Source organism: Amycolatopsis vastitatis (assembly GCF_002234595.1).
Lineage (GTDB): Bacteria > Actinomycetota > Actinomycetes > Mycobacteriales > Pseudonocardiaceae > Amycolatopsis > Amycolatopsis vastitatis.
The window spans coordinates 75,452-99,654 of the sequence record NZ_NMUL01000009.1 but is presented as its reverse complement, the minus strand read 5'-3'; the positions used below and the strand labels follow the sequence as shown (position 1 = coordinate 99,654).

General features: G+C 70.9%; 29 protein-coding genes and 1 tRNA gene. 21 read left to right on the top strand and 9 right to left on the bottom strand.

From position 1 onward, the window contains the following. Window positions 1-34: 34 nt before the first annotated feature. Window positions 35-406 (bottom strand): winged helix-turn-helix transcriptional regulator, encoded by a 372-nt coding sequence (locus CF165_RS11485; protein WP_093947464.1) that lies wholly within the window; start codon window positions 404-406, stop codon window positions 35-37. A 60-nt stretch (window positions 407-466) separates the two neighbouring features. Continuing rightward, a complete protein-coding gene (locus CF165_RS11480) occupies window positions 467-889 on the bottom strand; it encodes an SRPBCC family protein (protein ID WP_093947463.1) in 423 nt (140 codons plus the stop codon). Between the two features lie 23 nt (window positions 890-912). On the opposite strand from CF165_RS11480, the gene CF165_RS11475 reads away from it, so the two are divergent. The 6 genes from CF165_RS11475 (at window position 913) to CF165_RS11450 (ending at window position 5,962) form a co-directional block, all read left to right on the top strand. Further along, window positions 913-1,455 (top strand): TetR/AcrR family transcriptional regulator, encoded by a 543-nt coding sequence (locus CF165_RS11475; RefSeq protein ID WP_093947462.1) that lies wholly within the window; start codon window positions 913-915, stop codon window positions 1,453-1,455. Window positions 1,456-1,459: 4 nt separating this feature from the next. Further along, window positions 1,460-3,211: a CocE/NonD family hydrolase gene (locus CF165_RS11470; protein ID WP_093947461.1), complete on the top strand. Its 1,752-nt coding sequence runs from the start codon at window positions 1,460-1,462 to the stop codon at window positions 3,209-3,211. Window positions 3,212-3,279: 68 nt separating this feature from the next. Continuing rightward, window positions 3,280-3,681 carry a hypothetical protein gene (locus CF165_RS11465; RefSeq protein ID WP_093947460.1) on the top strand — a complete coding sequence of 134 codons (402 nt, stop codon included), beginning with the start codon at window positions 3,280-3,282 and terminating at the stop codon, window positions 3,679-3,681. Then, on the top strand, window positions 3,678-3,878 hold the full coding sequence (locus CF165_RS11460; protein WP_093947459.1) for a hypothetical protein: 201 nt from the start codon (window positions 3,678-3,680) through the stop codon (window positions 3,876-3,878). The genes CF165_RS11465 and CF165_RS11460 overlap by 4 nt, the downstream gene beginning before the upstream one ends. Window positions 3,879-3,923: 45 nt before the next feature. Then, entirely contained in the window at window positions 3,924-4,610 is a 687-nt protein-coding gene (locus tag CF165_RS11455) for a response regulator transcription factor (RefSeq protein ID WP_093947458.1), read from the top strand. Further along, window positions 4,607-5,962: a HAMP domain-containing sensor histidine kinase gene (locus tag CF165_RS11450; protein ID WP_093947457.1), complete on the top strand. Its 1,356-nt coding sequence runs from the start codon at window positions 4,607-4,609 to the stop codon at window positions 5,960-5,962. The genes CF165_RS11455 and CF165_RS11450 overlap by 4 nt, the downstream gene beginning before the upstream one ends. Here CF165_RS11450 and CF165_RS11445 read toward each other — a convergent pair. Then, window positions 5,931-6,299, bottom strand: coding sequence for an ester cyclase (locus CF165_RS11445; protein WP_093947456.1), 369 nt, complete (start codon window positions 6,297-6,299; stop codon window positions 5,931-5,933). The two genes, CF165_RS11450 and CF165_RS11445, sit on opposite strands and share 32 nt — an antisense overlap. An 83-nt stretch (window positions 6,300-6,382) precedes the next feature. Between CF165_RS11445 and CF165_RS11440 the strand changes: the two genes are divergently transcribed. The 7 genes from CF165_RS11440 (at window position 6,383) to CF165_RS11410 (ending at window position 12,927) form a co-directional block, all read left to right on the top strand. Beyond that, a complete protein-coding gene (locus CF165_RS11440; RefSeq protein WP_093947455.1) occupies window positions 6,383-6,925 on the top strand; it encodes a TetR/AcrR family transcriptional regulator in 543 nt (180 codons plus the stop codon). Window positions 6,926-7,149: 224 nt separating this feature from the next. Further along, window positions 7,150-8,055 (top strand): LysR family transcriptional regulator, encoded by a 906-nt coding sequence (locus tag CF165_RS11435; protein WP_093947454.1) that lies wholly within the window; start codon window positions 7,150-7,152, stop codon window positions 8,053-8,055. A gap of 119 nt (window positions 8,056-8,174) precedes the next feature. After that, a complete protein-coding gene (locus CF165_RS11430) occupies window positions 8,175-9,320 on the top strand; it encodes a CaiB/BaiF CoA transferase family protein (protein WP_205660823.1) in 1,146 nt (381 codons plus the stop codon). A gap of 14 nt (window positions 9,321-9,334) precedes the next feature. Beyond that, on the top strand, window positions 9,335-10,084 hold the full coding sequence (locus CF165_RS11425) for a crotonase/enoyl-CoA hydratase family protein (RefSeq protein WP_093947453.1): 750 nt from the start codon (window positions 9,335-9,337) through the stop codon (window positions 10,082-10,084). After that, complete coding sequence (locus CF165_RS11420; RefSeq protein WP_093947452.1) at window positions 10,081-10,827, top strand: acetoacetate decarboxylase; 747 nt, start codon at window positions 10,081-10,083, stop codon at window positions 10,825-10,827. Before CF165_RS11425 ends, CF165_RS11420 begins: the two co-directional genes overlap by 4 nt. After that, a complete protein-coding gene (locus CF165_RS11415; RefSeq protein WP_093947451.1) occupies window positions 10,824-11,729 on the top strand; it encodes a 3-hydroxyacyl-CoA dehydrogenase NAD-binding domain-containing protein in 906 nt (301 codons plus the stop codon). The genes CF165_RS11420 and CF165_RS11415 overlap by 4 nt, the downstream gene beginning before the upstream one ends. A gap of 1 nt (window position 11,730) precedes the next feature. Then, window positions 11,731-12,927: an acyl-CoA dehydrogenase family protein gene (locus tag CF165_RS11410; RefSeq protein ID WP_093947450.1), complete on the top strand. Its 1,197-nt coding sequence runs from the start codon at window positions 11,731-11,733 to the stop codon at window positions 12,925-12,927. Between the two features lie 4 nt (window positions 12,928-12,931). On the opposite strand, the gene CF165_RS11405 is transcribed toward CF165_RS11410, so the two are convergent. Continuing rightward, window positions 12,932-14,143: an LCP family protein gene (locus CF165_RS11405; protein WP_093947449.1), complete on the bottom strand. Its 1,212-nt coding sequence runs from the start codon at window positions 14,141-14,143 to the stop codon at window positions 12,932-12,934. Window positions 14,144-14,342: 199 nt separating this feature from the next. Beyond that, window positions 14,343-15,086 (bottom strand): decaprenylphospho-beta-D-erythro-pentofuranosid-2-ulose 2-reductase, encoded by a 744-nt coding sequence (dprE2, locus tag CF165_RS11400; protein WP_093947448.1) that lies wholly within the window; start codon window positions 15,084-15,086, stop codon window positions 14,343-14,345. A gap of 109 nt (window positions 15,087-15,195) precedes the next feature. On the opposite strand from dprE2, the gene CF165_RS11395 reads away from it, so the two are divergent. Further along, window positions 15,196-16,194 carry an RNA polymerase subunit sigma-70 gene (locus tag CF165_RS11395; RefSeq protein ID WP_093947660.1) on the top strand — a complete coding sequence of 333 codons (999 nt, stop codon included), beginning with the start codon at window positions 15,196-15,198 and terminating at the stop codon, window positions 16,192-16,194. 188 nt (window positions 16,195-16,382) lie between these two features. Here the strand turns inward: CF165_RS11395 and CF165_RS11390 are convergent, their stop codons facing one another. After that, the gene (locus tag CF165_RS11390; RefSeq protein WP_003056777.1) at window positions 16,383-16,646 is read right to left on the bottom strand and encodes a WhiB family transcriptional regulator; all 264 of its coding nucleotides are present in this window, start codon (window positions 16,644-16,646) and stop codon (window positions 16,383-16,385) included. A 704-nt stretch (window positions 16,647-17,350) separates the two neighbouring features. Here CF165_RS11390 and CF165_RS11385 point away from each other — a divergent pair. Both CF165_RS11385 and shbA read left to right on the top strand, forming a co-directional pair. Beyond that, complete coding sequence (locus CF165_RS11385; RefSeq protein WP_093947447.1) at window positions 17,351-17,851, top strand: RNA polymerase sigma factor; 501 nt, start codon at window positions 17,351-17,353, stop codon at window positions 17,849-17,851. 44 nt (window positions 17,852-17,895) lie between these two features. Further along, on the top strand, window positions 17,896-18,594 hold the full coding sequence (gene shbA / locus CF165_RS11380; RefSeq protein WP_439098500.1) for an RNA polymerase sigma factor ShbA: 699 nt from the start codon (window positions 17,896-17,898) through the stop codon (window positions 18,592-18,594). Here the strand turns inward: shbA and CF165_RS11375 are convergent. Further along, a complete protein-coding gene (locus CF165_RS11375; protein ID WP_093947445.1) occupies window positions 18,575-19,417 on the bottom strand; it encodes a LysR family transcriptional regulator in 843 nt (280 codons plus the stop codon). The two genes, shbA and CF165_RS11375, sit on opposite strands and share 20 nt — an antisense overlap. A 96-nt stretch (window positions 19,418-19,513) precedes the next feature. On the opposite strand from CF165_RS11375, the gene CF165_RS11370 reads away from it, so the two are divergent. Continuing rightward, window positions 19,514-20,488 carry a bile acid:sodium symporter family protein gene (locus CF165_RS11370; protein ID WP_093947444.1) on the top strand — a complete coding sequence of 325 codons (975 nt, stop codon included), beginning with the start codon at window positions 19,514-19,516 and terminating at the stop codon, window positions 20,486-20,488. Between the two features lie 62 nt (window positions 20,489-20,550). Beyond that, a complete protein-coding gene (locus tag CF165_RS11365) occupies window positions 20,551-21,072 on the top strand; it encodes a dihydrofolate reductase family protein (protein ID WP_093947443.1) in 522 nt (173 codons plus the stop codon). Between the two features lie 22 nt (window positions 21,073-21,094). Here CF165_RS11365 and CF165_RS11360 read toward each other — a convergent pair whose 3' ends face one another. Next, window positions 21,095-22,078: a phage baseplate protein gene (locus tag CF165_RS11360; RefSeq protein WP_093947442.1), complete on the bottom strand. Its 984-nt coding sequence runs from the start codon at window positions 22,076-22,078 to the stop codon at window positions 21,095-21,097. Between the two features lie 235 nt (window positions 22,079-22,313). After that, a tRNA-Ile gene (locus CF165_RS11355) sits at window positions 22,314-22,387 on the bottom strand. 183 nt (window positions 22,388-22,570) lie between these two features. Between CF165_RS11355 and CF165_RS11350 the strand changes: the two genes are divergently transcribed. The 3 genes from CF165_RS11350 to CF165_RS11340 all read left to right on the top strand — a co-directional run bounded on the left by CF165_RS11350 (window position 22,571) and on the right by CF165_RS11340 (window position 24,202). Further along, window positions 22,571-22,849, top strand: coding sequence for a hypothetical protein (locus tag CF165_RS11350; protein WP_093947441.1), 279 nt, complete (start codon window positions 22,571-22,573; stop codon window positions 22,847-22,849). Between the two features lie 67 nt (window positions 22,850-22,916). Further along, complete coding sequence (locus CF165_RS11345; RefSeq protein WP_240521542.1) at window positions 22,917-23,996, top strand: radical SAM protein; 1,080 nt, start codon at window positions 22,917-22,919, stop codon at window positions 23,994-23,996. Further along, window positions 23,993-24,202, top strand: coding sequence for a radical SAM-modified peptide, FtsH ternary system-associated (locus tag CF165_RS11340; protein WP_093947439.1), 210 nt, complete (start codon window positions 23,993-23,995; stop codon window positions 24,200-24,202). Before CF165_RS11345 ends, CF165_RS11340 begins: the two co-directional genes overlap by 4 nt. The last annotated feature ends 1 nt before the right edge of the window (window position 24,203 follow it).

The following is a 24,203-nucleotide window of genomic DNA, read 5'->3' as shown; positions in this document are numbered from 1 at the left end:
TCAGCGAGAATCCGGCCGGAAACGACGTGAACCCCTACGCCGAAGCCGGGGTGTGCTCCGCGTCGTAGGCGTCCCGGGCTTCCCGGACCGAACTCATGTGCCGCCGGGCCCAGCGGTCCAGCATGTCCAGCGGCTCGGACAGGTTGCACCCCAGGGGCGTCAGCTCGTACTCCACCTTCGGCGGGATCGTCGGGTACGCCGTGCGGGTCAGGATGCCGTCGCGGACCAGGCTGCGCAGGGTCTGCGTCAGCACCTTCTGGGAGATCCCGTCCACCCGGCGGCCGATCTCGGTGAACCGCAGCGGGCCGTCGGTGAGGGCGCCGACGATCAGCACCGTCCACTGGTCGCCGATGCGGTCGAGCAGCTGGCGGGTCGGGCAGTTGCGGTCGTACGGGTCGGGTCCCACGGCGTCCCTCCTCACCTTCCCGGGGAGAGTAACACGCCGGTCAGGCGGTGGCGGGCGGCTTCAGGAAGCCTTGGTGAGCCCCGCCACCACCCGTCCGATGAAGCGGCCGAGGAACCACCGGTAGAACCAGCCGGTGCCCGGGATCTTCGCTCGAAACGTCGAGTGCCAGTGGATGTCGGTGCCGCCGTCGCGGGGCGAAAGGTCGACGTAGGCGACGTAGTCCCGCAGCGGCAGGCCGTGCTCCAGCGCGTAGCCGAACCGGCGACCCGGCTCGAGCGCGACGATCTTCTCGTACGAGCGGAAGCCGCCGGTCTTGAACAGCCGGACCGCGCCCAGGCCTTCCGGCTCGTCCTTCCCTTCGCTGACCAGCTCGAACGACCCCAGCGGCGACCACTTCGGCCAGCTCGCGCCGTCTCTCAGCAAGGCGTACACGGTGTCGGCCGGCGCGGATGTCCGGCCGTGGACGGAAATACGTTGTACCATTTGGTACGTGTACCATCTGGTACATGATCGAGGCAAGCCCCCGCGCCAAGCTGCTCGACGCGGCGATCGACCACATCGCCCACCACGGCGGCGCGAGCAAGAGCCTGCGCGCGCTGGCCGCGGACCTCGGCACCAGCCACCGCATGCTGATCTACCACTTCGGCTCGAAGGAAGGCCTGCTCACGGCGGTGGCGCGCGAGGTCGAAGCCCGGCAACGGGCCGCGCTGGCCGGCCTCGATCCGGCCGGAGCGGGCCGTGAGTTCTGGCGTCGGCTCACCGACGAAAGCCTGCGCGCCAACGAAAAGCTCTTCTTCCAGCTCTACGGCCAGGCGCTGGGCGGCACCCCGGGCACCACGGAGTTCCTCGACGGCGTCGTCGAGGACTGGCTCGGCCCGGTCGAAGCGCTGCTCGCCCGGTACGGCATCCCCGAAGCCGATCGCCCGGCCCACGCCCGGCTCGGGCTCGCCGTGGCCCGCGGGCTGCTGCTCGACCTCGTCACGACCGGCGACCGCGACGCCGTCGACGCCGCGATGGAACAGTTCCTGGCGATGTACGAGAGATACTGACGCCATGCGTTTGCTACTGGGGTTTTCGATCACACTCGTCCTGACGGCGGGGTTCGCGCCCGCCGCTTCGGCCGCACCGACGGAGAGCCGCCCGATCTACGCCTACGACCAGGCGATCCGCCAGACGGCGTGGGTGGAGACCGGCACCGACCACGACCGCGACGGCAAGACCGACCGCGTCGCCGCCGACGTCATCCGGCCCGACGCGCGGGTGCGCGTCCCGGCGATCCTCGACGTCAGCCCGTACTACGCGTGCTGCGGCCGCGGCAACGAAATGCAGAAGAAGACCTACGCCGCCGACGGCACCCCGCAGCAGTTCCCGCTGTTCTACGACAACTACTTCGTACCGCGCGGCTACGCGGTCGTGCTCGCCGACGTCGGCGGGACGAACCGGTCTTCGGGCTGCTTCGACGACGTCGGCTCCGGCAACGCGGTCGTGAACTGGCTCAACGGCCGGGCGAAGGCGTTCGACGCGCCCGAGGGCGGCCACGCGGTGACGGCGGACTGGGCCACCGGCGACGTCGGCGCGATCGGCAAGTCGCAGGACGGCGCCACCGCGATCGGCATGGCCGCCTCGGGGATCGCCGGGCTGAAGACGATCGTGCCGATCGAAGGCGTCGCCGACAACTACGCCCAGGTCATCGGCAACGGCGCTCCCTTCGCCACGCCGGAGAACACCGGGTCGTCCTTCACCTACAACGAGCGTGCCGCCGAGCTGTGCAAGCCGTTCGAGGCGGACCTCAAGGCACGCGCCGGCACGAACGGCGACTACAACGCCTACTGGCAGAGCGTGAACTACGTCCCGCGCGCCGGGCAGGCGAGCGTGCTCGCCGCGCAGGGCTTCGGGGACTGGGTCGTGGCGCCGAACCAGTTCGCCCGCTACTGGGACGCGCTCGGCCGGGCCGGCGTCCCGCGCAAGGCGTGGCTGAGCCAGGCCGGGCACACCGACCCCTTCGACCTGCAGCGGGCGCAGTGGGTCGAGACGCTGCACCGCTGGTTCGACCGCTGGCTGCTCGGCCTGCGCAACGGCGTCGAGCACGAGCCCGCCGTGCACCTCGAAACCATGCCGGACCACTGGACCGATCTCCGGAGCTGGCCGCCCGCGACGGTTTCGGCGGCTCTCCGGCCGTCGGGCGACGGCACGCTCGGCCACCGCGGGTCCGGCACGGCCACCGTCGCCGACGATCCCTCGATCGGGCGCGAGCAGTGGGCGGCCGGGACGTCGGCCGCGCGGTTCACCGGCGCTCCCCTGCCTTCGGCGGTGCGGCTGGCCGGGTCGCCGTCGGTGACCATCACCGCGTCGTCCGACAAGCCCGCCGCCCGGCTCGGCGTCGCGCTCGTCGACTACGGCCCCTCCGAGGCGCGCAACACCGCGACCTACGGCAGCGGGATCGAGAACCTGACCACCCGCTCGTGCTGGGGTTCGAGCACGACGGCCGACAGCGCGTGCTTCCTCGACACGGCCGCCGACGTGGTTTCCGCCGACCACCGGATCGTCGCCGCCGGCTGGGCCGACCTCGGGCACCACGCGTCGCTGTGGCACGGCGAGCCGCTCGTCCCCGGGCGGCAGTACACGATGTCGTTCTCGCTCACCGCGCTCGACCACGTCGTCCCCGCCGGGCACCGGCTCGGGCTGCTCCTCGGCGGCACCGACGGACAGCTGTTCGACCCGGCGCTCCCCCGGCTGGGGGACACCTTGACGTTCGATCTCGCGCGGACGTCGGTCACCGTCGGCCTTACAAAGCCCGAACACTAGGCGGACACCCTTCGAACACCGCCCGGCCAGAGTTCTCCCTGTACCCGAACCGATATGAGGGAGAGACGATGCGAGGAACCACCTGGACGCGGCTGGCGCTGGCGGGCGGCGTGAGCGCGGCCTGCCTGCTGGTGGCGGCGCCGCTGGCCTCGGCCCAGACGACGAGCGCGCCGGTCGCGCCGATCACGCTCAGCCCCGAGGAGTCGCAGCAGGTCTGCTCGGACTGGGTGCCGAAGCTGCAGAAGCGGGCCACCAACCTGGAGAAGCGGATCAACGGCGGTCCCGAGGTCAAGGGCTCGGTCGCCAACCTGAAGGCGCGGGCGGCCGACCAGCGGGCCGCGGGGCACACCGCCCGCGCCGACCAGCTCGACCAGCGCGCCACCAAGCGGCAGGGCCGCATCGGCGAGCTGGACACGGCCAAGCAGAAGCTGGACGCCTTCGCGTCCGCGCACTGCAAGCCGGCCAAGTGAGGGGCGCGAGGGTCGCGGCGGCGGTCGGGGCCGCCGCGCTCATCGCGCTCGGCTGCTCGGCCTGCCGCGACAACCTGATGGGCTCGCCTGGCGACTCGCCGACGACGTCGTCGGTGGCGCCGTCCGCTGAATTGAGCGGGATCGAGTCGACACTCAACGGCATCGAATCGGACATGAACAGCGATGGCTCGCCCTGACCGGCTAGCGTCTCCCCTCTGAACACGGCGGAGACGGGAGCAGGCATGGGGTCACCGGGGCGCGGCCTCGTCCTCGTGGTCGAGGACGAGGCCGCGATCGCCGAGCTGGCGGCGCTCTACCTCAAGCGCGACGGCTTCGGCGTGCACGTCGAGGCCGACGGCGGCCGGGCGCTGGAAGCCGTGCGGCGCCTCAAGCCGGTGGCGATCGTGCTCGACATCGGACTGTCCGGAATGGACGGTATCGAGATCTGCAAGGCGCTGCGCGCGGCCGGGGACTGGACGCCGGTGCTGTTCGTCACCGCCCGCGACGACGAGCTCGACCGCTTGCTGGGCCTGGAGATCGGCGCGGACGACTACCTCACCAAGCCGTTCAGCCCGCGCGAGCTGGCGGCCCGGGTCCGGACGGTGCTGCGCCGCGCCTCGGGGGCGGCGCCGGCCGCGGAGACGTTCGCCGTGGGTGGCGCGCGCGTCGATGTTCTTTCGCGGCGAGCATGGGCGGGCGACGTCGAGATTTCGCTGACGTCCACCGAGTTCGACCTCCTCACGCACCTGCTCCGGCACCCGGGGCAGGTGCTTTCGCGCGACCAGCTGCTCAGCGCCGTCTGGGGGTACGCGGCGGCGGCGGGCACGCGCACGGTCGACGTCCACGTGGCTCAGCTGCGGGCGAAACTCGGGGCGTCGAGTCCGATTCGGACCGTGCGGGGCATCGGCTACGCGGCGGACCCGGCATGAGGGGCACCTTGGCCGGGCGGATCACGCTGGTGTGTCTGGCTGTCGCGGGTGTCGCGGTGATCGTGGCCGGGCTGGTCGCGTCCCCGCTGATCCGGACCACGGCGGACAACGTGCTGCAGTCGTCGCTGGCCGCGCAGGCCGACGTCGTCGCGTCGCAACTGGACGAAACGGGCATCGGGAACCGGCTGGGCGTGGGCAAGGTGGCCGACGTCGTGCGGGGGCAGGGCATCTCGGTGGTCGTCCGGCGCGCGGGTGGGCAGGCGCTCGGGGACGCCGTCGCCGTCCAGGCCGCGGGGAAGCTCGGGCTGGCGGCGGATCACTCGGGACGCGTCACGGTGGCGGGCTCGCAGTACCTGGTCGAGACGCGGGTGGTCGGCACGCGCGGGGCGGCGTTCGCGCTGGTCCTGCCCGCGCGCAACGCCCAAGCGACGCAACGGGCACTGGTGCGCAACATCCTGCTGGCGCTGGGGATCGGGCTGCTGGTGGCGGCCGTGGCGGGCTTCGTCTCGGGGCGGCTGCTGGGCCGTCCGCTGCGCCGGGCCGCGCTGGCCGCGGGATCGCTGCGGGCGGGACGACGGGACGTGCGGGTGCCGGTGCGGGGCCCGCGTGAGGTGGCGGAGGTGGCCGGGTCGCTGAACTCGCTGGCCGACGCGCTGGCCGTCAGCGAGGCGCGGCAGCGGGAGTTCCTGCTGTCGGTGTCCCACGAGCTGCGGACGCCGCTGACGGCCGTGACGGGCTTCGCCGAGGCGATCGCGGACGGCGTCGCCACGGGTCCGGACGCGGTCCGGGCCGGGCAGACGATCCAGCGGGAGGCGTCGCGGCTCGAGCGGCTGGTCACGGACCTGCTCGAGCTGGCCCGGCTGGGCGCGGACGAGTTCCGGCTGGACGTCGCATCGCTGGATTTGGGTGCGCTGGTCCGCGACTGCGCGGAGGTGTGGCAGCTGCGGTGCGCGCGGGAGGACGTCCGGCTGTCGGTTTCGGCGCCTTCTTCGCCGGTCCTGGTGCTGGCGGACGCGCGGCGGTTGCGTCAGGTGGTCGACGGGCTGGCGGAGAACGCCCTGCGCGTCACCCCTTCGGGCGCGCCGATGGTGTTCTCGCTCTCCACTTCCGGCTCGTCGGCTTCGCTGTCGGTCCGTGACGGCGGTCCGGGACTGGCGCCGGAGGACTACCCGGTGGCGTTCGAGCGCGGAGTGCTGAACGCGCGGTACCGCGACCGCCGTCCGGTCGGCTCCGGCATCGGCCTGGCCCTGGTCCACGCTCTGGTCACCCGCATGGGTGGCACCCTGACGGCCGGCCCGGCCCCCGAAGGCGGCGCCGCCTTCACGATGACGTTCCCGCTGTCTCCGGGCTGAGCTGCGCGGCGCGGGCGGTGACGTCCATCAGCGCCCAGTGCTCGACGACCCGGCCGTCGCGGACCCGGATCATGTCCATGCTGGTCACGGCGTAGCCACGGCCGGAGCTGGTGTAGCGGTTCACCGAGAACTCGCCTTCGCTGACGTTCTGCTCGATCTTCACGGCGACGTCGGCCTTCTGGTCCCACTTCGCCCGCCAGGCGTCGATGCCGTGGTGGTCGCCGGAGGTGCCGCCGCGGTGGTCGACGACCTCGGGATCGATGTAGCGCAGGCCTTCTTCGAAGCGTCCGGCGATCCAGAGCTCGACCAGCCGTGCGTGGACCTCGGATGGGGTCATCGTCGCCTCCGTCAAGTGGGGAGTTCCCCGGTTAGGGCCTCGCTAGACTAACCGGGGAGTTCCCCACTTGGCCAGGAGTGCCGATGCCCGCCCGAGCCCGCCGGTCCGACGCCCGGGACAACCACGCGCTTCTGCTCGCGGCGGCGAAGGAGGTGTTCGCCGAGGACGGGCCGGACGCCCCGCTCGACCGGATCGCGCGGCGGGCGGGCATCGGCAACGCGACGATGTACCGGCACTTCCCCAGCCGTCGCGAACTGGTCACCGCGGTGTACGCCGACGAAGTCGCTTCGCTGACTTCGCGCGCGCGTCTCGACGCGGCCGACCCGGGCGCCGAGTTGTTCGGCTGGCTCGCGGCGTTCGTCGAGCACGTCCGGGACAAGCGGGACTTGGCGCTGTCCCTGACCACCCCGGCCGGCGACCACGAAGTCCTGTTCGCCCGCTGGCACGAGACGGTGAACGAAACCGCGGCAGCGCTCGTCGACCGCGCGAAGGCCGCCGGCGCCGTCGAACCGGACACCGACGCGCTCGACCTCCTCCTGCTGGGCACCGGCATCGCCCTCACCAACGTCCCGGCCCGCACCCCCCGCCTGCTGGACCTGGTCCGCCGAAGCGTGTCGCCCCCCTGATCACGAGTGATGCCCCGCCAGACACGCGAAATGCCCGCCGGATCACGCGAGCCGACCCTCCAGGCACGCGAATCGACCCTCCGGGTACGCGAATTCGCCGGTCCGGTACGCGGAACTCGCGCGATTGGGGACGTAACTCGCGTGATCAGAGGGGCATCACCTGTGATTGGAGGGGCATCACCCGTGATTGAGGGGACGACACGGGTGGTCGTTAGGGTCGGGGTATGGAGATGCTGCACCTGCGTTATTTCGTTGCGGTGGCCGAGGAACTGAACTTCTCCGCCGCCGCGCGGAAGCTGCACATGGCCGCGTCGCCGCTCAGCCAGCGGATCAAGGATCTCGAGCACGAGCTGGGGCAGCAGCTCTTCGACCGCAGCACCCACCATGTCACCCTCACCGGCGCCGGGACCGCGTTGCTGCCGCTCGCGCGGGACGTCCTCGAGCAGGTCAGCGCCATTCCGTGGAAGCTGGAAGAGGCGATGCGGCCGCAGCGCAGCACCCTCTTCCTCGGCATGCCCGCCGGAGTGCACCCCGACCTGCGGGAACGCGTCAACGCCCTCGCCGAGCGCGTGAAACAGCGGTACGAGCTCAAGCGCTGGCCCGGCACCACCGCCGACCTCGTCCAGGGCGTCCACGACGGCAAGCTCGCGCTCACCCTCGCCCGGCTGCCGGTCACCGATCCGGCGCTGGAGCAGCTGCCCGTCATGACCGAACGGCTCGGCGCGGTCGTGCCCGCCGACCGGTTCGCCGGCCGGGACTCCGTCAGCCTGGCCGAGCTGGCCGAATTCCCGTACGTGGCCTCACCAGGGGAAATCACCCCCGCCTATTTCGAGCAGCTCGACCACCAATTGAACGAACTGGGCGTCAAGAAACGCATCCGGCTGACCAATACCGGTTACGGCGGAACGTCGGAGATCATCTCCAGCGGCGAAGCCTTTTCCATTTCCATGCTCGACGACCGGAGCCCGATGCACGGCTACCGGCTCGACAACGTCATCGTGCTGCCCTTCACGGACTTCCGGCCCCAGCTGGACACCGGCCTGCTCTGGCGGCGCGACCGCACCGACGGCGACCTGCACGAACTCGTCGAAGCCGCGAAAGAGATCTTCGCGGAGCCGCTCGACAGCTAGAAAAATGGTATGACCGCCAGAGTCATACCATTGTGCGTATCATGATCATTCCCTTTCGCGCCACCCGCGCCTACGTTCGTAAGTAGAGCGATACAGCAAGGCGCGAAAGGACGAAAAAGATGACGGACATCACGACCGGACCGCTGGACGGCGTGCGCGTGATCGACCTCTCGACCGTGGTCATGGGCCCGTACGCGGCGCAGATCCTCGGCGACCTGGGCGCCGACGTGATCAAGATCGAGTCCCCCGCGGACACCGTGCGGGTGGGCGAGTACCGCACCACGCCGGGCATGACCGCGCTGAACCTCAACGTCAACCGCAACAAGCGCAGCGTGGCCCTCAACCTCAAGGACGAGGCCGAGCGCGAGCAGGCGCTCAAGCTCATCGACACCGCGGACGTGCTGATCACCAACATGCGGCCCGGCGCGCTGGCCCGCCTCGGCCTGAACTACGCCGACGTCGCCGCGCGCAACCCGCGCCTGGTCTACGCCCACGCGCAGGGCTTCCGCAGCGACTCCGACCGCGCCGGGAACGCCGCCTACGACGAGACCGTGCAGGCCTCCTCCGGCCTGGTCGACGTGGCCAACCGGGCGCTGGGCGAGCCGGTCTACCTGCCGACGATCATCGGTGACAAGGTCTCGTCGCTGACCATCGCCTACAGCGTGCTCGCCGCGCTGGTCCACCGCGACAAGACCGGCCAGGGCCAGCAGATCGAGATCCCGATGACCGACACGCTCATCGCGTTCAACCTGGTCGAGCACCTCGCCGGGCACACCTACGAGCCGGCCGAAGGCCCCACCGGGTTCGCGCTGTCGATGACGAAGGGCCACGCCGCGGTCCGCACCAAGGACGGCCTCGCCTGCGTGATCCCCTACAACCCGCAGAACTTCCGCGACTTCTTCGCCGCGGCCGGGCGCCCGGACCTCGCCGCCGACCCGCGGGTGAACGGGGACGCCGTCAACCGCGCCGACAACGAGTGGCTGAGCGAGCAGATCGCCGTGTGCGCCCCGGCGCTGACCACCGAAGAGTGGGCCGAGGTCTGCGCGAAGCACAGCATCCCGATGGCGCCCGTGCTGGAGCTGGACAAGGCGCACGAGGACCCGTACGTCCGCGACGGCCACCTGCTGGACACCGTCGAGCACCCGAGCGAGGGCGCCATCCGCACGGTCGGCATCCCGGTGAAGTTCTCCGCGACGCCCGGCTCGATCCGCCGCCTGGCCCCGCTGGCCGGCCAGGACACCGCCGAAGTCCTCGCGGAACTCTGAAAGAAGCAAGAGTCATGAGTGAAGTACGCACCGAACGGATCGGCAGCACCCTGCTGATCACCATCGACCGGCCCGAGGCCCGCAACGCGGTGAACGCCGCCGTCGCGGCCGGGCTGGCCGCCGCCCTCGACGAACTCGAGAGCGACCCCACGCTCCGGACGGGCGTCCTCACCGGCGCCGAGAACACCTTCAGCGCCGGGATGGACCTCAAGGCCGCGCTCAAGGGCGAGTCGCCGGAGATCCCTGGCCGCGGGTTCGGCGGCCTGACCGAAGCCGAGCTGACCAAGCCGCTGATCGCCGCCGTCGAAGGGTTCGCCATGGGTGGCGGGTTCGAACTGGCCCTCGGCTGCGACCTGATCGTCGCCGCGGAAGACGCCAAGTTCGGGCTCCCCGAGGTCAAGCGGGGCCTGATCGCCGCGGGCGGCGGCGTGATCCGGCTGCCCCAGCGGATTCCCCACCACCTCGCGATGGAGTTCCTGCTCACCGGCGAGCCGGTGAGCGGCCGCCGCGCCGGCGAGCTGGGCCTGGTCAACCGCGTGACGCCGAACGGCGACGCCGCCGCCGTCGCCCTCCAACTGGCCGAGAAGCTGGCGGAGAACGCGCCCCTGGCGCTCGCCGCCGTCAAGAAGATCGTGCGCGGATCGGAAGCCGACGCGTTCGCCGTGCAGCGCGAAGAGACCAAGAAACTGATGCAGTCCGCCGACGTCCGCGAGGGCATGACCGCCTTCGCCGAGCGCCGCGCTCCGAAGTGGACAGGCGAATGAAGATCGAAGAAGTCCGCCGTCACGTGACGACCCCGCTGACCGCCCCGGCGTTCGCGCCCGTGGTCCCGAGGTTCACGAACCGCGAATACCTCAACATCGTCTACCGCACCGACGCCGACGCCCTGCGCGCGGTCGTCCCGGAGCCGCTCCAGGTCGAGGAACCGTTGGTGCGCTTCGAAGTCATGAAGATGGGCGACGTCTCCGGCTACGGCCCGTACACCGAGTCCGGCCAGGCGATCGAGGTCAGCTTCGACGGCGAACGCGGCGAGTACCTGCACGCGATGTACCTCGACAACTTCCCGGCCACCGCGTCCGGGCGCGAGGTCAGCGCGTACCCGAAGACCGTCGGCAGCCCGAAGCTCTATGTCGACAGCGGCGTTCTCGTGGGCACGCTGGACTACGGGACGCTGCGGGTGGCGACCGCGACCATGGGCTACAAGCACAACGCACTGGACGCACGCGAGGCCGAACGCCAGATCACCGTCCCGACGTTCATGCTCAAGACGATCCCCGGCTACGACGGCGCCCCGCGCGTCCAGGAGCTGGTCCGCACCGAGATCACCGACGTCGTGGTCAAGGAGGCCTACACCGGCCCCGCCCGGCTGCAGCTGTTCCAGCACGTCCTGGCCCCGCTGGCCGACCTGCCGGTGCTGGAGGTCGTCTCCGCGAGCCACATCCTCACCGACCTGACGCTCGCCCCGGTCAAGCCGGTCTTCGACTACTTGAAGGGAGCCCAGGCATGAAGAACGCGGCAGTCATCGGCGCCGGCACCATCGGCCTGTCCTGGACGGCGCTGTTCGCCCACCACGGCTTGACCGTCCGGGTCACCGACCCCCGCCCCGATCTCGCCGAAGCCGTCGAAGAGGCGCTGGCCCAGTTCGCCCCGCACCTCGGCACCACAGCCGAAGAGCTGGCGAGCCGCGTCCAGATCGCCGCCGACGTGACCGAAGCGGTCCGAAACGCGGATGTCGTGCAGGAGAACGGTCCCGAGAACGTCGAGTTCAAGAAGGACCTGTTCAAGCAGCTCGTCGAGGAGGCGCCGGAGCACGCGCTGCTGCTGAGTTCGTCGAGCGCCATTCCCTCGACGGCTTTCACCGGCGGAATCGACGGGAGCAGGGTCCTCATCGGACACCCGTTCAACCCGCCGCACCTGATCCCGCTGGTCGAGGTCGTTCCCGGCGACCGCACCAGCGAAGAGTCCGTGCAAAAGGCCGTCGACTTCTACACCTTCCTCGGCCGGACGCCGGTCGTGGAACGCAAGGAGATCCCCGGGTTCGTCGGCAACCGGCTGCAGAACGCGCTGAGCCGCGAGGCGATCTACCTCGTCGAGCAAGGAGTCGTGACTCCGGAAGATCTGGACAAGGTGATCACGAGTTCGCTCGGCATCCGCTGGGCCACGGTCGGGCCGTTCCTCGGCTCGCACCTCGGCGGTGGCCCCGGTGGCTACCGGCACCTGGCCGAGCACATCGGCAAGTCCATGAAGAAGATGTGGGCCGGGCTGGGCAACCCCAGCCAGAGCCCCGAAGAGCAGGAACGGCTCATCGAAGCCGTCGAAAAGGCTTACGGCTCCTCCACGTACTCGGAACTCGCCGAGACGCGCGACCGCAAGCAGCTCGCCGTCCTGAACGCATTGGAGGAGAACTGACATGACCATGGAAGCACTCGAAGGCCAGCTGACCGCCGACTTCTACAACTACGAGACGCTGCTGAGCGACGAAGAGCGCAAGCTGCTCGTCAAGGCACGCGACTTCATGCGCACCGACGTCAAGCCGCTGGTGAACGAGAACTGGGAAGCCGGCACGTTCCCGAAGGAACTGATCGGGATGTTCCGGGAGTCGGGCCTGGCGGGCCTGCCCTACGAGGGCTACGGCGAGCACAAGCCCGCGGTCAGCAACCTCCTCACCGGCATGATGGCGATGGAGATGAGCCGCACGGACGCTTCCGTCGCGACGTTCTTCGGTGTCCACAACGGACTCGCGATGTACTCGATCGCCAGTGGCGGCAGCCAGGAGCAGCGCGACCGCTGGCTCCCCGAGATGGCCGCGATGGACAAGATCGGTGCCTTCGCGATGACCGAACCGCTCGGCGGCTCCGACGTCGCCGGTGGCATGCGCACCACGGCCAAGCGCGACGGTGACAGCTGGATCCTCAACGGCGCCAAGAAGTGGATCGGCAACGCGACCTTCGCCGACTACGTCGTCGTGTGGGCGCGTGACCTCGACGACAACCACGTCAAGGGCTTCGTCGTCGAGAAGGGCACGCCGGGCTTCGTGGCGGAGAAGATCCAGGGCAAGACGGCGTTCCGGATCGTCGAAAACGCCGAAATCACCCTCACCGACGTCCGCGTGCCGGAGGAGAACCGCCTGCAGGGCATCGACTCCTTCCGCGACGTCGCCGAGATCCTGCGCGCCACCCGCGGCGGCGTGGCCTGGCAGGCGCTGGGCGTGATGGTCGGTGCCTACGAGCTCGCGCTCGACTACGCCAAGGAACGCAAGCAGTTCGGCCGTCCGATCGCCCGCTTCCAGCTGGTGCAGGACCTGCTCGTGAAGAGCCTCGGCAACATCACCGCCTCCTGGGGCATGCTGGTGCAGCTCGCCCGCCTGCAGGACGCGGGGATCTTCCAGGACGAGCACTCGTCGCTGGCCAAGGCGTTCGTCACCGCGCGGATGCGCGAGGTCGTCGCCTGGAGCCGGGAGATCTTCGGCGGCAACGGGATCGTGCTCGGCTACGACGTCGCGCGGTTCTTCGCCGACGCCGAGGCGATCTACTCCTTCGAGGGCACGCGCGAAATGAACACGCTGATCGTCGGCAAGGCGATCACCGGGCAGAGTGCATTCGTCTGAGCACTCAGTTCACGCAGCCGGCGGCCGTACTGGTCGCCGGCTGTCCGGCGTCCGAAGAAGTACCCGGCGAGGGCGCCTTACTCCCGGTGGCGGCCACCGGCTTCACGCCGCCGGGCGTCTCGTCACCCGAGGCCTGGACCGCCGGCGTGCTGATCGCCGTGCGCACGAACTGCTGGACCTGCGCCGGGTCGACCTTGACCGCGTCGCCGTCGGACGGCGTCGGCAGGGACAGGCTCAGCACCGGGATAGTGGCGAAGCTGATCGCGCCCGACGTCATCCCCCGCAGCTGCTGCGCGAAGCTCAGGATGTCCCAGCCCTTGTCGAGCACCACCGAGCCCTGCACCGCGCTGACCAGCGACCCCAGCTTCGACGGGTCGGTGAAGGTGCCCGCGCTCAGCACTTCCTTCGCCATCCCCGACAGGAACGCCTGCTGACGCGCGATCCGGTCGAGGTCGCTGGTCAGCCCGTGGCGCTGCCGGACGAACGCGAGCGCCTGCGCCCCCGACAGCCTCTGCGGGCCGGCCGGGAAGTCCGCGCCGGAGTAGCTGTCCCGCACCGGCGCCTTGAGGCAGACCTCGACGCCGCCGACCGCCTGCGACAGTGCGTCGAAGCCCGCGAGGTTGATCGCGGCGTAGTGGTTGATCGTCAGGCCGGTGAACTTCTCCACGGTCTGGATGGCCGTCCTCGCGCCCTGCTCGTTCGCGGCCACCTCGAGTTGCGCGCCGGAAAGGCCCTGGGCACGCAAACCGGGCAACGAGGCGTTCTTGCCGCGGCTGTAGGCCGAGTTGATCTTGTGCTTGCCGAACCCGCCCGCGATGTCCACATAGGAGTCACGCGGGATCGAGATCGCGGTGGCCGCGGCGCCGCCCGCCGGGATGTGCACCACGATCATCGTGTCGGTGGTGTCGCCGCCGTCGTCCCCGCCTCCGGCGTGCAGCGCGTCGAGCACGTTCTGTGGCAACGGGTTGCCGTACGCGTCGGTCCGCGCGTCGATCCCGACGAGCAGGAGGTTCTGGGCGACCTTGAGCGGCTCCCCCGGCGGGGCTTCGTCGTCGTTCACCTGCGCCGCCGGCGGGATGACGTCGGCGGTGACGATGCCGGCGTCCAGCGTGCTCAGCTGCGTCCACAGGTAGCCGGTGGCGCCGAGCACCAGCGTCGACACGACGCCGAGCGCGACCCGGCCGCCGATGCGGCGCCCCCGCGACGACAACAGCACGACACTTCCCCTTGCTTCCCTCCGGCGGTTCCCCCTTCTTCGAGGATCACCGGCTTAGCTGGGAATCAGCTGAGAAAGTTGTCGGAAACCTGTGACGCTGCCTGAACGGCCGAGCCGAACGGGGCCTTCGCCGGAGTTTCGCCACGGAAAGTACCCGCGCGGGCACGGGAAAGTGCTGTGGCAGTGACCACAATGGCGGCTAGCGCGGCATCCGGCGCCAGATCGCGCGCGGCAGAAAGCGCATCCCGAAGAAGACCGTACGGAGGATGCCGGGCACCCAGACGACCCCGCGGCCGCGGCGCAGCGCGGCGACCGTCGCGTCGGCCACCTGGTCCGGGGTGCTGGAGAACGGCGCGGGCGTCATGCCCTCGGTCATCCGGCCGATCACGAAACCGGGACGGACGAGCAGCAAGCGGACGCCGGAGCCATGCAGTGCGTCGGCGAGGCCGCTCGCGAAGCCGTCGAGACCGGCCTTGGCCGAGCCGTAGACGTAGTTCGCGCGGCGCACGCGCACCCCGGCCACCGAGGAGAACACGACCAGGCTGCCGTGTCCCTGGGCGCGCAGCAGGTTCGCGGCGTGGGTCAGCACGCCGACCTGGGCGACGTAGTCGGTGTGCACGATCGCCGCGGCGTGCGCGGCGTCCGTCTCGGCGCGGGCCTGGTCGCCGAGGATGCCGAAAGCGAGCACGATGACGCCGAGCGGCCCGTGCTCGGCGGCCATCTTCTCCAGGAACGGGCCGTGCTCGGCGAGGTCGTCGGCGTCGAACTCGGCCGTTTTCACCGTTTCGGCACCCGCTTCGCGCAGCGCGGCGACCTCCGCGGCCAGGTCCGCGCCCGGCCGCGCGGCCAGCACGAACCGCCGGATGTCTCCGCTGACCAGGCGTTTCGCCACGGCCAGCCCGATCTCGCTGCGTCCGCCGAGTACCAGCACCGTTCCGCTCACTGCAGCATCTCCTTCGGGGGTTCCGGGTGGCGGAGCCCCCGGCCCGGGGCGGAGCCCCGGTTTCAACAGAGCAGTCTCTCGTACGGGGGTGCGCTAGCGTGCCGGGGTGGTGGGTCACGCTCCGGACTTCGAGACGCTCGTCGAACGGCACCGCCGGGAGATCCAGGTGCACTGCTACCGGATGCTCGGTTCCCTGGCCGACGCCGAAGACCTCGCGCAGGAGACGTTCCTGCGGGCGTGGAAGGGCCGGGACGGCTTCGAAGGCCGGGCTAGCGCGCGCACCTGGCTGTACCGGATCGCGACGAACGCGTGCCTCGACGTCCTCGCCCGCCGTCCGCGGCGGGTGCTGCCCGACCAGCTCGGCCCGGCCGGCGAGCCGGACGGGCCGATCGCCGCCGTCGACCTGCCGTGGCTCGAGCCGTACCCGGACCGGCTGCTCGACGCGGCGGCGCCGGACGACACCGGGGCCGCCGTGATCGAGCGGGAGACCATCGAGCTGGCGTACCTGGCCGCCCTCCAGTACCTGCCGCCGCGGCAGCGGGCGACGCTGGTCCTGCGTGACGTGCTGGGCTGGTCGGCCAAGGAGACCGCGGCGTCGCTGGGGACGAGTGTCGCGTCGGCGAACAGCGCGCTCCAGCGGGCTCGCGCGACGTTGCGTGAGCGGTTGCCCCCGCACCGTGCCGAGTGGACGGCCGGCGACCCGACCGCCGAAGAAACGGCGCTGCTGAAGCGGTTCATCGCGGCGTACACCGACGGCGACCCCGCCGCGGTCGCCCGGCTGCTGCACGAAGACGCCCAGGCCGTCATGCCGCCGTACTCACTGTGGTTCGGCAACCGCGCTTCGATCGTCCGGGCGCTCTCGCTGTCGATGGACCCGGCTTCGCCGCACTGCATCGGGCGGTTCCGGATGCGGCCGACCCGCGGCAACCGCCAGCCCGCGGTGGCCGGCTACCTGCGGCGCCCGGGCGAGCACGAGTACCGGTGGTTCGGGGTCACCCTGCTGACGATCGAGGCCGGGCTGGTGACGGCGATGGCCGCCTTCGAGTCGGCTCCGGCCGCCGCCTGGGGAATGCCCGAGACGTGGCCGGACGACCACGGAGGGGAATGACGGTCTCCCCGCCGCCGAGACTGATGCAAACAATTGCATACATACTCACCGCTCGTGAACGACGAAAAAGCCCGGGTGGGTGATTCACGCAGAATCACCCACCCGGGCACACGCACTTCCGGATCTCACATTTCCGGATTGGTGTTTTCATGCTCGCGGCCGCCGGGAAGAGGTCACCGGGCGGCGGGTCAGGCAGCTCGGTGCCGCTGCGGAGCGGTCCGCACCAGCCGCCGGCGTTCATCCGCGGTGGTGCCGCCGAAGACGCCGTGGTCGAGGCCGTTGTCGAGCGCGTAGCCGAGGCATTCGGCGCGCACCGGGCAGCGCGCGCACACGGCCTTCGCCTGCGCCGTCTGGCGGGCGCCGGGACCGACCTCGGAGATCGGGAAGAACAGTTCCGGGTCCTCGTCCTTGCAGGCCGCGAGTTCCGCCCAGCCCGTCATCGTGGCTTCCATTTCCTTCGTTCACCTCCCTTGCTCTCTCTTACTGCTTCCCATTGTCGGGGCGCGTCAACCGACTTGATCGCGGCGGGCGCGCGAGCGTATCCGCCTGGGTCAAGGGGGTTTTGGCTTCGGTCCCCGGCTCACCCTCCGGGCAACCAAGACTGCAACACATGAGAGTACGCCTTTCTTCCCGGGATCTCGATGTCGATCACGTCACCCGATCGGCGAGACCGCGCCTTCGCACGACCCGGACCGAGGATGCCGGTCCGGGTCCGCCGACCGGCTTCGCGCGAGCTTCAGCGCGCGCGTACCGACCGTCTTTCCTTGACCCGGCAAGGCTTTTCCCGCCGGACGCGGCCACTCTCCCGGCCGGTGCGGCCGGCGGGTGCCGCCGCCCGGCGCGGAGGGCAGCACCCGCCGGCCGCGCCCCGGCCGCCGTGCCCGTGACCGGAATCCGCCGTTCGCGGACGCGCGCTCCGCGGATCGGCACCGCCGCGGCCGAGCACGGGCTCCACGCCCCCACGGGCCGTCGTCGCGATCGTGTCTCGGTGGATCATCGACCTCGGGTACCCGGCATCTCCGCCATCACTCGTCACCGGGCGTCACCAGTGCGACGCGGTCCATTACTCCGGCCGGGGAGTCTTGATCGAATCGTTACACGTAGCGGTCCCTTCACCGCACCTGTCCTTGTGGAGGCGAGGGGCGGTGAGGGGTCCGTGTGGGGTCATGACGAGTTCGACGCGTTCTTCCGCGCCGAGTTTCCGCCGCTGGTGGCGTTCCTCTGCAAGGCCGGGTTCGAGGTCGAGACCGCGCGCGACGTCGCCGCCGAGGCGATGCTGCACGCGCTGGAAGCGTGGCCGGTCGCCGGCGACCCGCGGGCCTGGGTCCGCCGGGTCACGGGACGGCTGCTCAACGCGGCAGGCGAAGCGGCGGGTGAAGCGCGCGCGGACTGGTCCCTGCTGGGCGACCCGCGGGACGACGAGGAGCTCGCCGCGCTGCTCGAGAAGCACGCGGAGCTCATCGAGCTGCTCGCCTCCCTGCCCGGACGGCAACGGATGGTCCTCGCCTGGTCGCTCGACGGGTTCACGCCCGCCCAGATCGCGGAGGCGCTCCGGATCACCCCGTCGACCGTCCGCTCCACCCTCCGCCACGTGCGGGAACGCCTTCGTCGACAGCCACGCGCCCGGCCCGGCGGCCACCGGGAGAGGGAAAGGTGAACAGAATGCCGGCAACCGAGTACGGGGATCGGGCGGTCACCGAGATGCTGCGGGAGTCCAACGCCGCGCTGCACGACTCGCTGCGCGCCGGCCTCGACGTGGAGGGTGTCCTGCTGCGGGTGCGCAGCCGGGCCCTGGTCCGGGAGATCGCCGCGGCGCAGCCCGCCGAAGCGTTCCCGTCGCACTGGCGGCGCCATGACGAGCCGGTCGCGGCCGCGATCGCCGGCGACGAGGCCGCGATCGCCCGCCTGCTCGCCACCATCCGGCCGCTGGTGGTGCGCTACTGCCGGGCCCGCGTCGGACGGCACGAACGGTCGTTCGCTTCGGCCGACGACGTCGCCCAGGAGGTGTGCCTCGCCATCATCACCGCGCTGCCGTCCTACCACGACCAGGGCCGCCCGTTCCTCGCCTTCGTCTACGGCATCGCCCAGCACAAGGTCGCCGACGCGCACCGCGCGGCGGCCCGCAACCGCGCCGACCCGGTGCCCGAGGTGCCCGACGGCGTCAGCGAAACCGCCGGCCCGGAGCAGCACGCGCTGCGGTTCGAGCTGAACGAACGGCTGGCCCGGCTGCTCGACGTGCTGCCGGCCAAACAGCGGGAGATCGTCGTGCTGCGCGTGGTCGTGGGGCTGTCGGCGGAGGAGACGGCCGCGGCGGTGGGTTCGACGCCCGGGGCCGTCCGCGTCGCCCAGCACCGCGCGCTCGGCCGCCTGCGGCGGTTGCTCACGGGTGAAGAGGACTGACGCGCTCGAGGACGAAGTCCGCCAGTGCCGCCGCCGGTCCTTCCAGCGACTCCCGCGCCAGCAGCATGAACTCGATGTCGCCGGGTTCGGGCAGGCCGTCGAGCTCGACGAGGTCGGCCGGCACCAGGCTGCGCGCGTGCAGGGTGACGCCCAGCCCGGCCGCCGCCGCGGCCCGCAGGCCGGTCAGGCTCGACGTCTGGCAGGCCGCGCGCCACTCGAGGCCGGCGCGTTCGAGGCACTCCACGGCCAGCTGCCGCGTGATCGACGGCATCGGGTACTGCACCAGCGGCACCGGCCGGCCCGGCTCCAGCACCGTGGCCGCCGACCCGATCCAGACCAGGGGCTCCCGCCAGAGCAGCCGGCCGTGGTGCGCGCCCGGACGGCGCTTGCCCAGCACCAGGTCGAGCTGCCCGGCCCGCAGGCGCCGGCCCAGGACGTCCGACAGCTCGACGGTCAGCTCGACGTCCACCAGCGGGTGACTGCGGCGCAGCCGGTGCAGGATCTCCGGCAGCTCGCCGAGCGCGAAGTCCTCGGACACGCCGAAGCGCACGCGGCCGCGCAGCTCGGCGCCGCGGAAGTGGCGTTCGGCACGTTCTTCGGTGTCGATGATCGTCTGCGCGAACCCCAGCATCGCCTGGCCGCGCGCGGTGAGCTCCACGGTGTGGGTGTCTCGGGCGAAGAGGAGCCCGCCCGCGTCGCGTTCGAGCCGCCGGACGTGCTGGCTGACCGTCGGCTGGCCGACCCCCAGCCGCCGCGCGGCCGCGGTGAAGCTGCGCGTCTCGGCGACGGCGAGGAACGAACGGCACAGGCGGGGGTCGAGCACCGGACCACTTTATCGTGATTCGCGATGACAGTCAGTCCGGTCATCGGGGTTCACAATGATCACGCGGTCGCCGAGAATGGCCGTGGAAGGAGATCCATGTCCCGGTTACGACTCGACCCGTTCGTCCTCGCCATCCTCGCGACCGTTGGCGTCGCCACCCTGCTGCCCGCCTCGGGCGCGGTGGCCGGCGGCTTCGGCGTCGCCACCACCGTCGCCGTCGGCGTGCTGTTCTTCCTCTACGGCGCCCGGCTGTCCACGCAGGAGGCGCTGGACGGGCTGCGGCACTGGCGGCTGCACGCGCTGGTGATGGCCGCGACGTTCGTCCTGTTCCCCCTGCTCGGCCTGGCCGCGATGCTGCTGCCGTCGTCGGTGCTGCCCCCGGACCTCGCCGCCGGAGTGCTGTTCCTGGCCGTGCTGCCCTCGACGGTGCAGTCGTCGATCGCGTTCACCTCGATCGCCCGCGGCAACGTCGCGGCGGCGATCTGCAGCGCGTCGCTGTCCAACCTGGCCGGGATCGTGCTCACGCCGCTGCTGGTGGCGCTGCTGCTCGCGGGCGACGGCGCCGGTGTCGACGGCTCGGCCGTGCTCGGGATCGTGCTGCAGCTGCTCGCGCCGTTCGTGGCGGGCCAGCTGGCGCGGCGCTGGATCGGCAGCTGGATCGCGCGCCACTCCGCGCCGCTGAAGCTGGTCGACCGCGGCTCGATCCTCCTGGTGGTCTACACGGCGTTCAGCGCGGGCATGACCGAAGGCATCTGGCACCGGATCGACCTCGGTCACCTGCTGGTGCTCGTCGTGGTGTGCGGCGTCCTGCTCGCGGTGGTGCTGGGCGCGACCGGGCAGGGTGCCCGCCTGCTGGGCTTCGCCCGCGCCGACCGGATCACCATCGTGTTCTGCGGGTCGAAGAAGAGCCTGGCCAGCGGCCTGCCGATGGCGACGGTGCTGTTCGGGCACGCCCAGGTGGGACTGATCGTGCTGCCGCTGATGCTGTTCCACCAGATCCAGCTGATCGTCTGCGCGACCCTCGCGCGCCGCTACGCCGCTTCGGAGACGCGAGAACTCGTGCCGGTCTGACCGATGAGTTTTCCGGGCCCGCCCGTCGGTACGGGGTGACACTCGTACCGAAAGGCGGTCCCATGGCCAAGCTGCTGTACCACATCACGATGTCCCTCGACGGCTTCGTCGCCGCGCCCGGCGATGATATGACCTGGCTGAGCGGCCTGCATGCCGAGCCGAACCCGGTCGTCGAGCGGGTGATCGGCGGGATCGGCGCGGTGCTGATGGGCCACCACACGTATGCGCCCGCGACGACGGCGGAGGGCGAGGTCTACGGCGGCCGCTGGCGCGGCCCGATCTTCGTGGTGACCCGCGACGCGGCCCCGTCTCCCGGTTTCACCCTGGTCGGCGACCTGGGCGAGGCCGTGGCGGCGGCTTCGGCAGCGGCGGGAGACGGTTACGTCGCGGTCCTGGGCGCCACGACCGCCCGGCGGTGCCTGGAAGCCGGGCTGCTCGACGAGGTGCTGGTGCACGTGGCGCCGGTCCTGCTCGGCGACGGCGTCCGGCTGTTCGACCACCCCGGCGGGACCCGGGTGCGGCTGGACCCGGTGGAGCTGAGCCACGCCGGGGCGATCACCAACGCCTGGTACCGGGTGGCGTAGCGGAATCCCGTGTGGACGGTCCTCACCCCACCAGGACGTTCTTGTAGAAGAGGTTGGCGTAGCGGTTGACGTTGTCGACGCTGCTGCGTGAGCCGAAGCCGAGGAAGAGGCGGGTTTCGCCGTCGGCTGTGCGGTAGACCGCCATGCCTTCGGGTTCGCGCCAGACGAGGGATTCGCCGGCGCGGGTGATCGCGCGTTCCTTCACCTCGCCGGTCTTCATGTCGACGCGCGTGACGTAGGAGTCGATGTCCGCCGCGTCGGCGTGGCCCGCTCCGTCCAATATGTACAGGGAGCTGCCGAGGATCGTGTAACCCTGGAAGACGACGCCCCCGGGGCTCAGCGACGGCTGCGGGAAGTGGGCCAGTGGCTCGGAAAAGTCGCCGGCGACGGCCTTGGCGAGGGGGAACAGGCTGAACCACATCCGGCCGCCTTCGTCGCGGCGCACGACCATCCGCTGGTACACCGGGTCGGTGGCGCAGGTGATGTTCTTGCTGCCGGTGAGGAACTTCTTCACCGCCGGGGTGCCGCCGTTGACGAACTTGAAGCGGGCGAGGGCGGTGCCGCGGGATTCGGTGGTGGTCCCGTCGGCGTCGCACTCCATCCAGATGTAGGAGGCGGTGCCGACGGGTTCGACGCCGAGCGACACACCGTGCCCGGAATGGTTCAGGTGCATCGAGCCGAGCAGTTCGCCGGAGAAGCTGAGCTGGCTGATGCACAGGTCGTCGCCGGAGGTGCCGTTCTGGGCCTGGACGATGAAGAGCCGCCGGTTGACGTTGTCGAAGGCGAAGCCCTGCATGACGTGGTGCGATTCGTGCAGCATCTTGCTGCGGAAGAGGTCGGAGGAGAGCGCGGTGATGTCGAAGTAGGGCGACGCGGGCAGTTCCTCGGCAGCGGCGGCGGTCCCGGCGAGCAGAGCCCCGCTGCCGAGCGCGACGGCGGTGGCGGCCCCGGCCCGGAAGAGCGACCGCCGGGTAAGCGTGAGGTCGGAAAAGGGGTTCTGCGGCACGACTCGCCTCCTGGATCGGATGTATGACGAGCAACCCTGTCCCCACCCCGTACACGGGACATACAAAGCCCGGCAGAAGCCCAACCGCAACGTCCGAACCGAAGGCGACCAACGGGATGGGGGTCCGGGGGCTCGCCCCCGGCCGGGGTCTGGGGGCTGGGCCCCCAGAGGCGATGACGATGATCGAGGCAAGGCACGCGCGTTCCGCGGGCACACTTCGCCGACCTCGATCGAGTGGGGCGGGCGGGGCTCGAACCCGCGGCCAAGGGATTATGAGTCCCCTGCTCTAACCAACTGAGCTACCGCCCCCTGGGCCCCGGCGCGCAGGCGGCACGGGGTTTGCTTCCGCACAGAAGACTCAGTTCGCTCCAAGTTATCACAGCGGCCATCCGGGCAGATCCGGTAGGCCAAACAGGTTGAAGTGGCCGCCAAGCGGCGCACGCTCGTCTACCTTGCAAGGGCGTCACCGCTGAACGGAACGGCGGGAGGGCCATGGCCTCGTCATCGCGGACCACGCCGCCCCGCTGCCGGGCGATCGGGTTGGCGCTGCTCGACGCTCTGATCGCCGGGGCCGCCCTGGGCTACCTCGCGCACCAGTACCGGGAGGCGCTCGTGGCGAACTCCGCGGCCATCGGCCTGGCCCTGCTTTTCGCCTTCGGGCTCGCCTTCGCGGTCCGGGCGGGGGCGCGGCTGCTGCGGCAGGCGAACTCGCGGGTCGACTCGATCTTCGCCGATGAACTGCGGGACAAGCCGTCGCCCTGGCCGCGGTGAATCCGCCGGATTCGGGAAAATCGCGATACCATGATTTTCCGGAATGCCCGCTGGGGAAAGGTTCGACGTGGACTGGCGACCTGCGCTGTTGTTCGAACCGTCGGGGTCACGGCTGAAATGCACGCTCTGCCCGATCGGCTGCGCGCTCGCCGATGGCCAGGTCGGGGCCTGCAAGGTGCGACGCCGCAGCGGGGACGGTGGTGAGACCGCGACGTTCGCCACGTCGGTCCGGCACCGCGACGTGATCGAGCGGAAACCTTTTTACCATTTCCGGCCGGGCAGTGAAACCCTCACCGTCGCGGCACCCGGGTGCAGTTTCCGGTGCGACTACTGCATCAACTTCCGCCTTTCCCAATTCGGGCGGGACGAGCAGGCCGAATGGCATGCCGAACCGGTCGACGCGGGTGAGCTGGCCCGGGAAGCGGCGGCTGCCGGTGCCGCCGTCGCTTTTTCCTACACCGAGCCGTCGCTGGCGCTGGAGCTCACGCTCGCCGTCGCCGAAGCGGGTGCGCCGCTCGGGGTCGACGTCGTGTGGAAGAGCAACGGGTATCTCACCGAAGAGGCGGTCCGGCTCGTCGCGCCGGTGCTGGCCGCGGTGAACATCGACGTCAAGGGCAGTGACGACGCGCGGCACCGGGAGCTGACCGGGGCGCCGGTGCGGCCGGTGTTCGCCGCGCTCGGGTTGTTCCGGGAGCTCGGTGTGTGGGCGGAGGTCAGCACGCCGCTGATCCCCGGGGTCAGCTCGGCCTCCGCGGATCTCGCCGCGATCGCGCGGGAAATCGCCGCCGTCGACCCGGACATCCCGTGGCACCTGCTGCGGTACACGCCGACCTACCGCCGCAGCGGTGACCAGCCGACCGCGCCGGAAGCGCTGGCCGAAGCGGTGCGGATCGGCCGGGACGCGGGGTTGAAGCACGTTTACGTCGAGCGGGCGCTCGGTGAGGCCGGGCGGACCACCGGCTGCCCGTCGTGCGGCACCGCGGTCGTCGAACGGGCGGTGTGGGGCGAAGTGCACTCGCGGCTGTCCGGGGGCGCCTGCCCCGCCTGCGGCACCACCGTGGCCGGCCGCTGGGAAACCGCCGGACTCCGCCGCACTCAAGAACTCCGCCGCACTCAAGAACACAGCGAAACCGTGAGGGGACGATGACCGACCATTCCTTCGTGCCGGACCTGCCGGACCTGATCGACGCCGTCGAGTACGAGCGGTACCCGAAGGGCGAGCTGGTGCGCGTCCGGATCTCGTGCACGGAGAACGGCGTGGAGATCCTCGGCGACGGCCTGCGCCCCGAAGTCGTCGAGCAGCTGCTGGCGGCGCTCGGTCCCGAGGTGATCCAGCAGATGCTCTGCGGCTGAG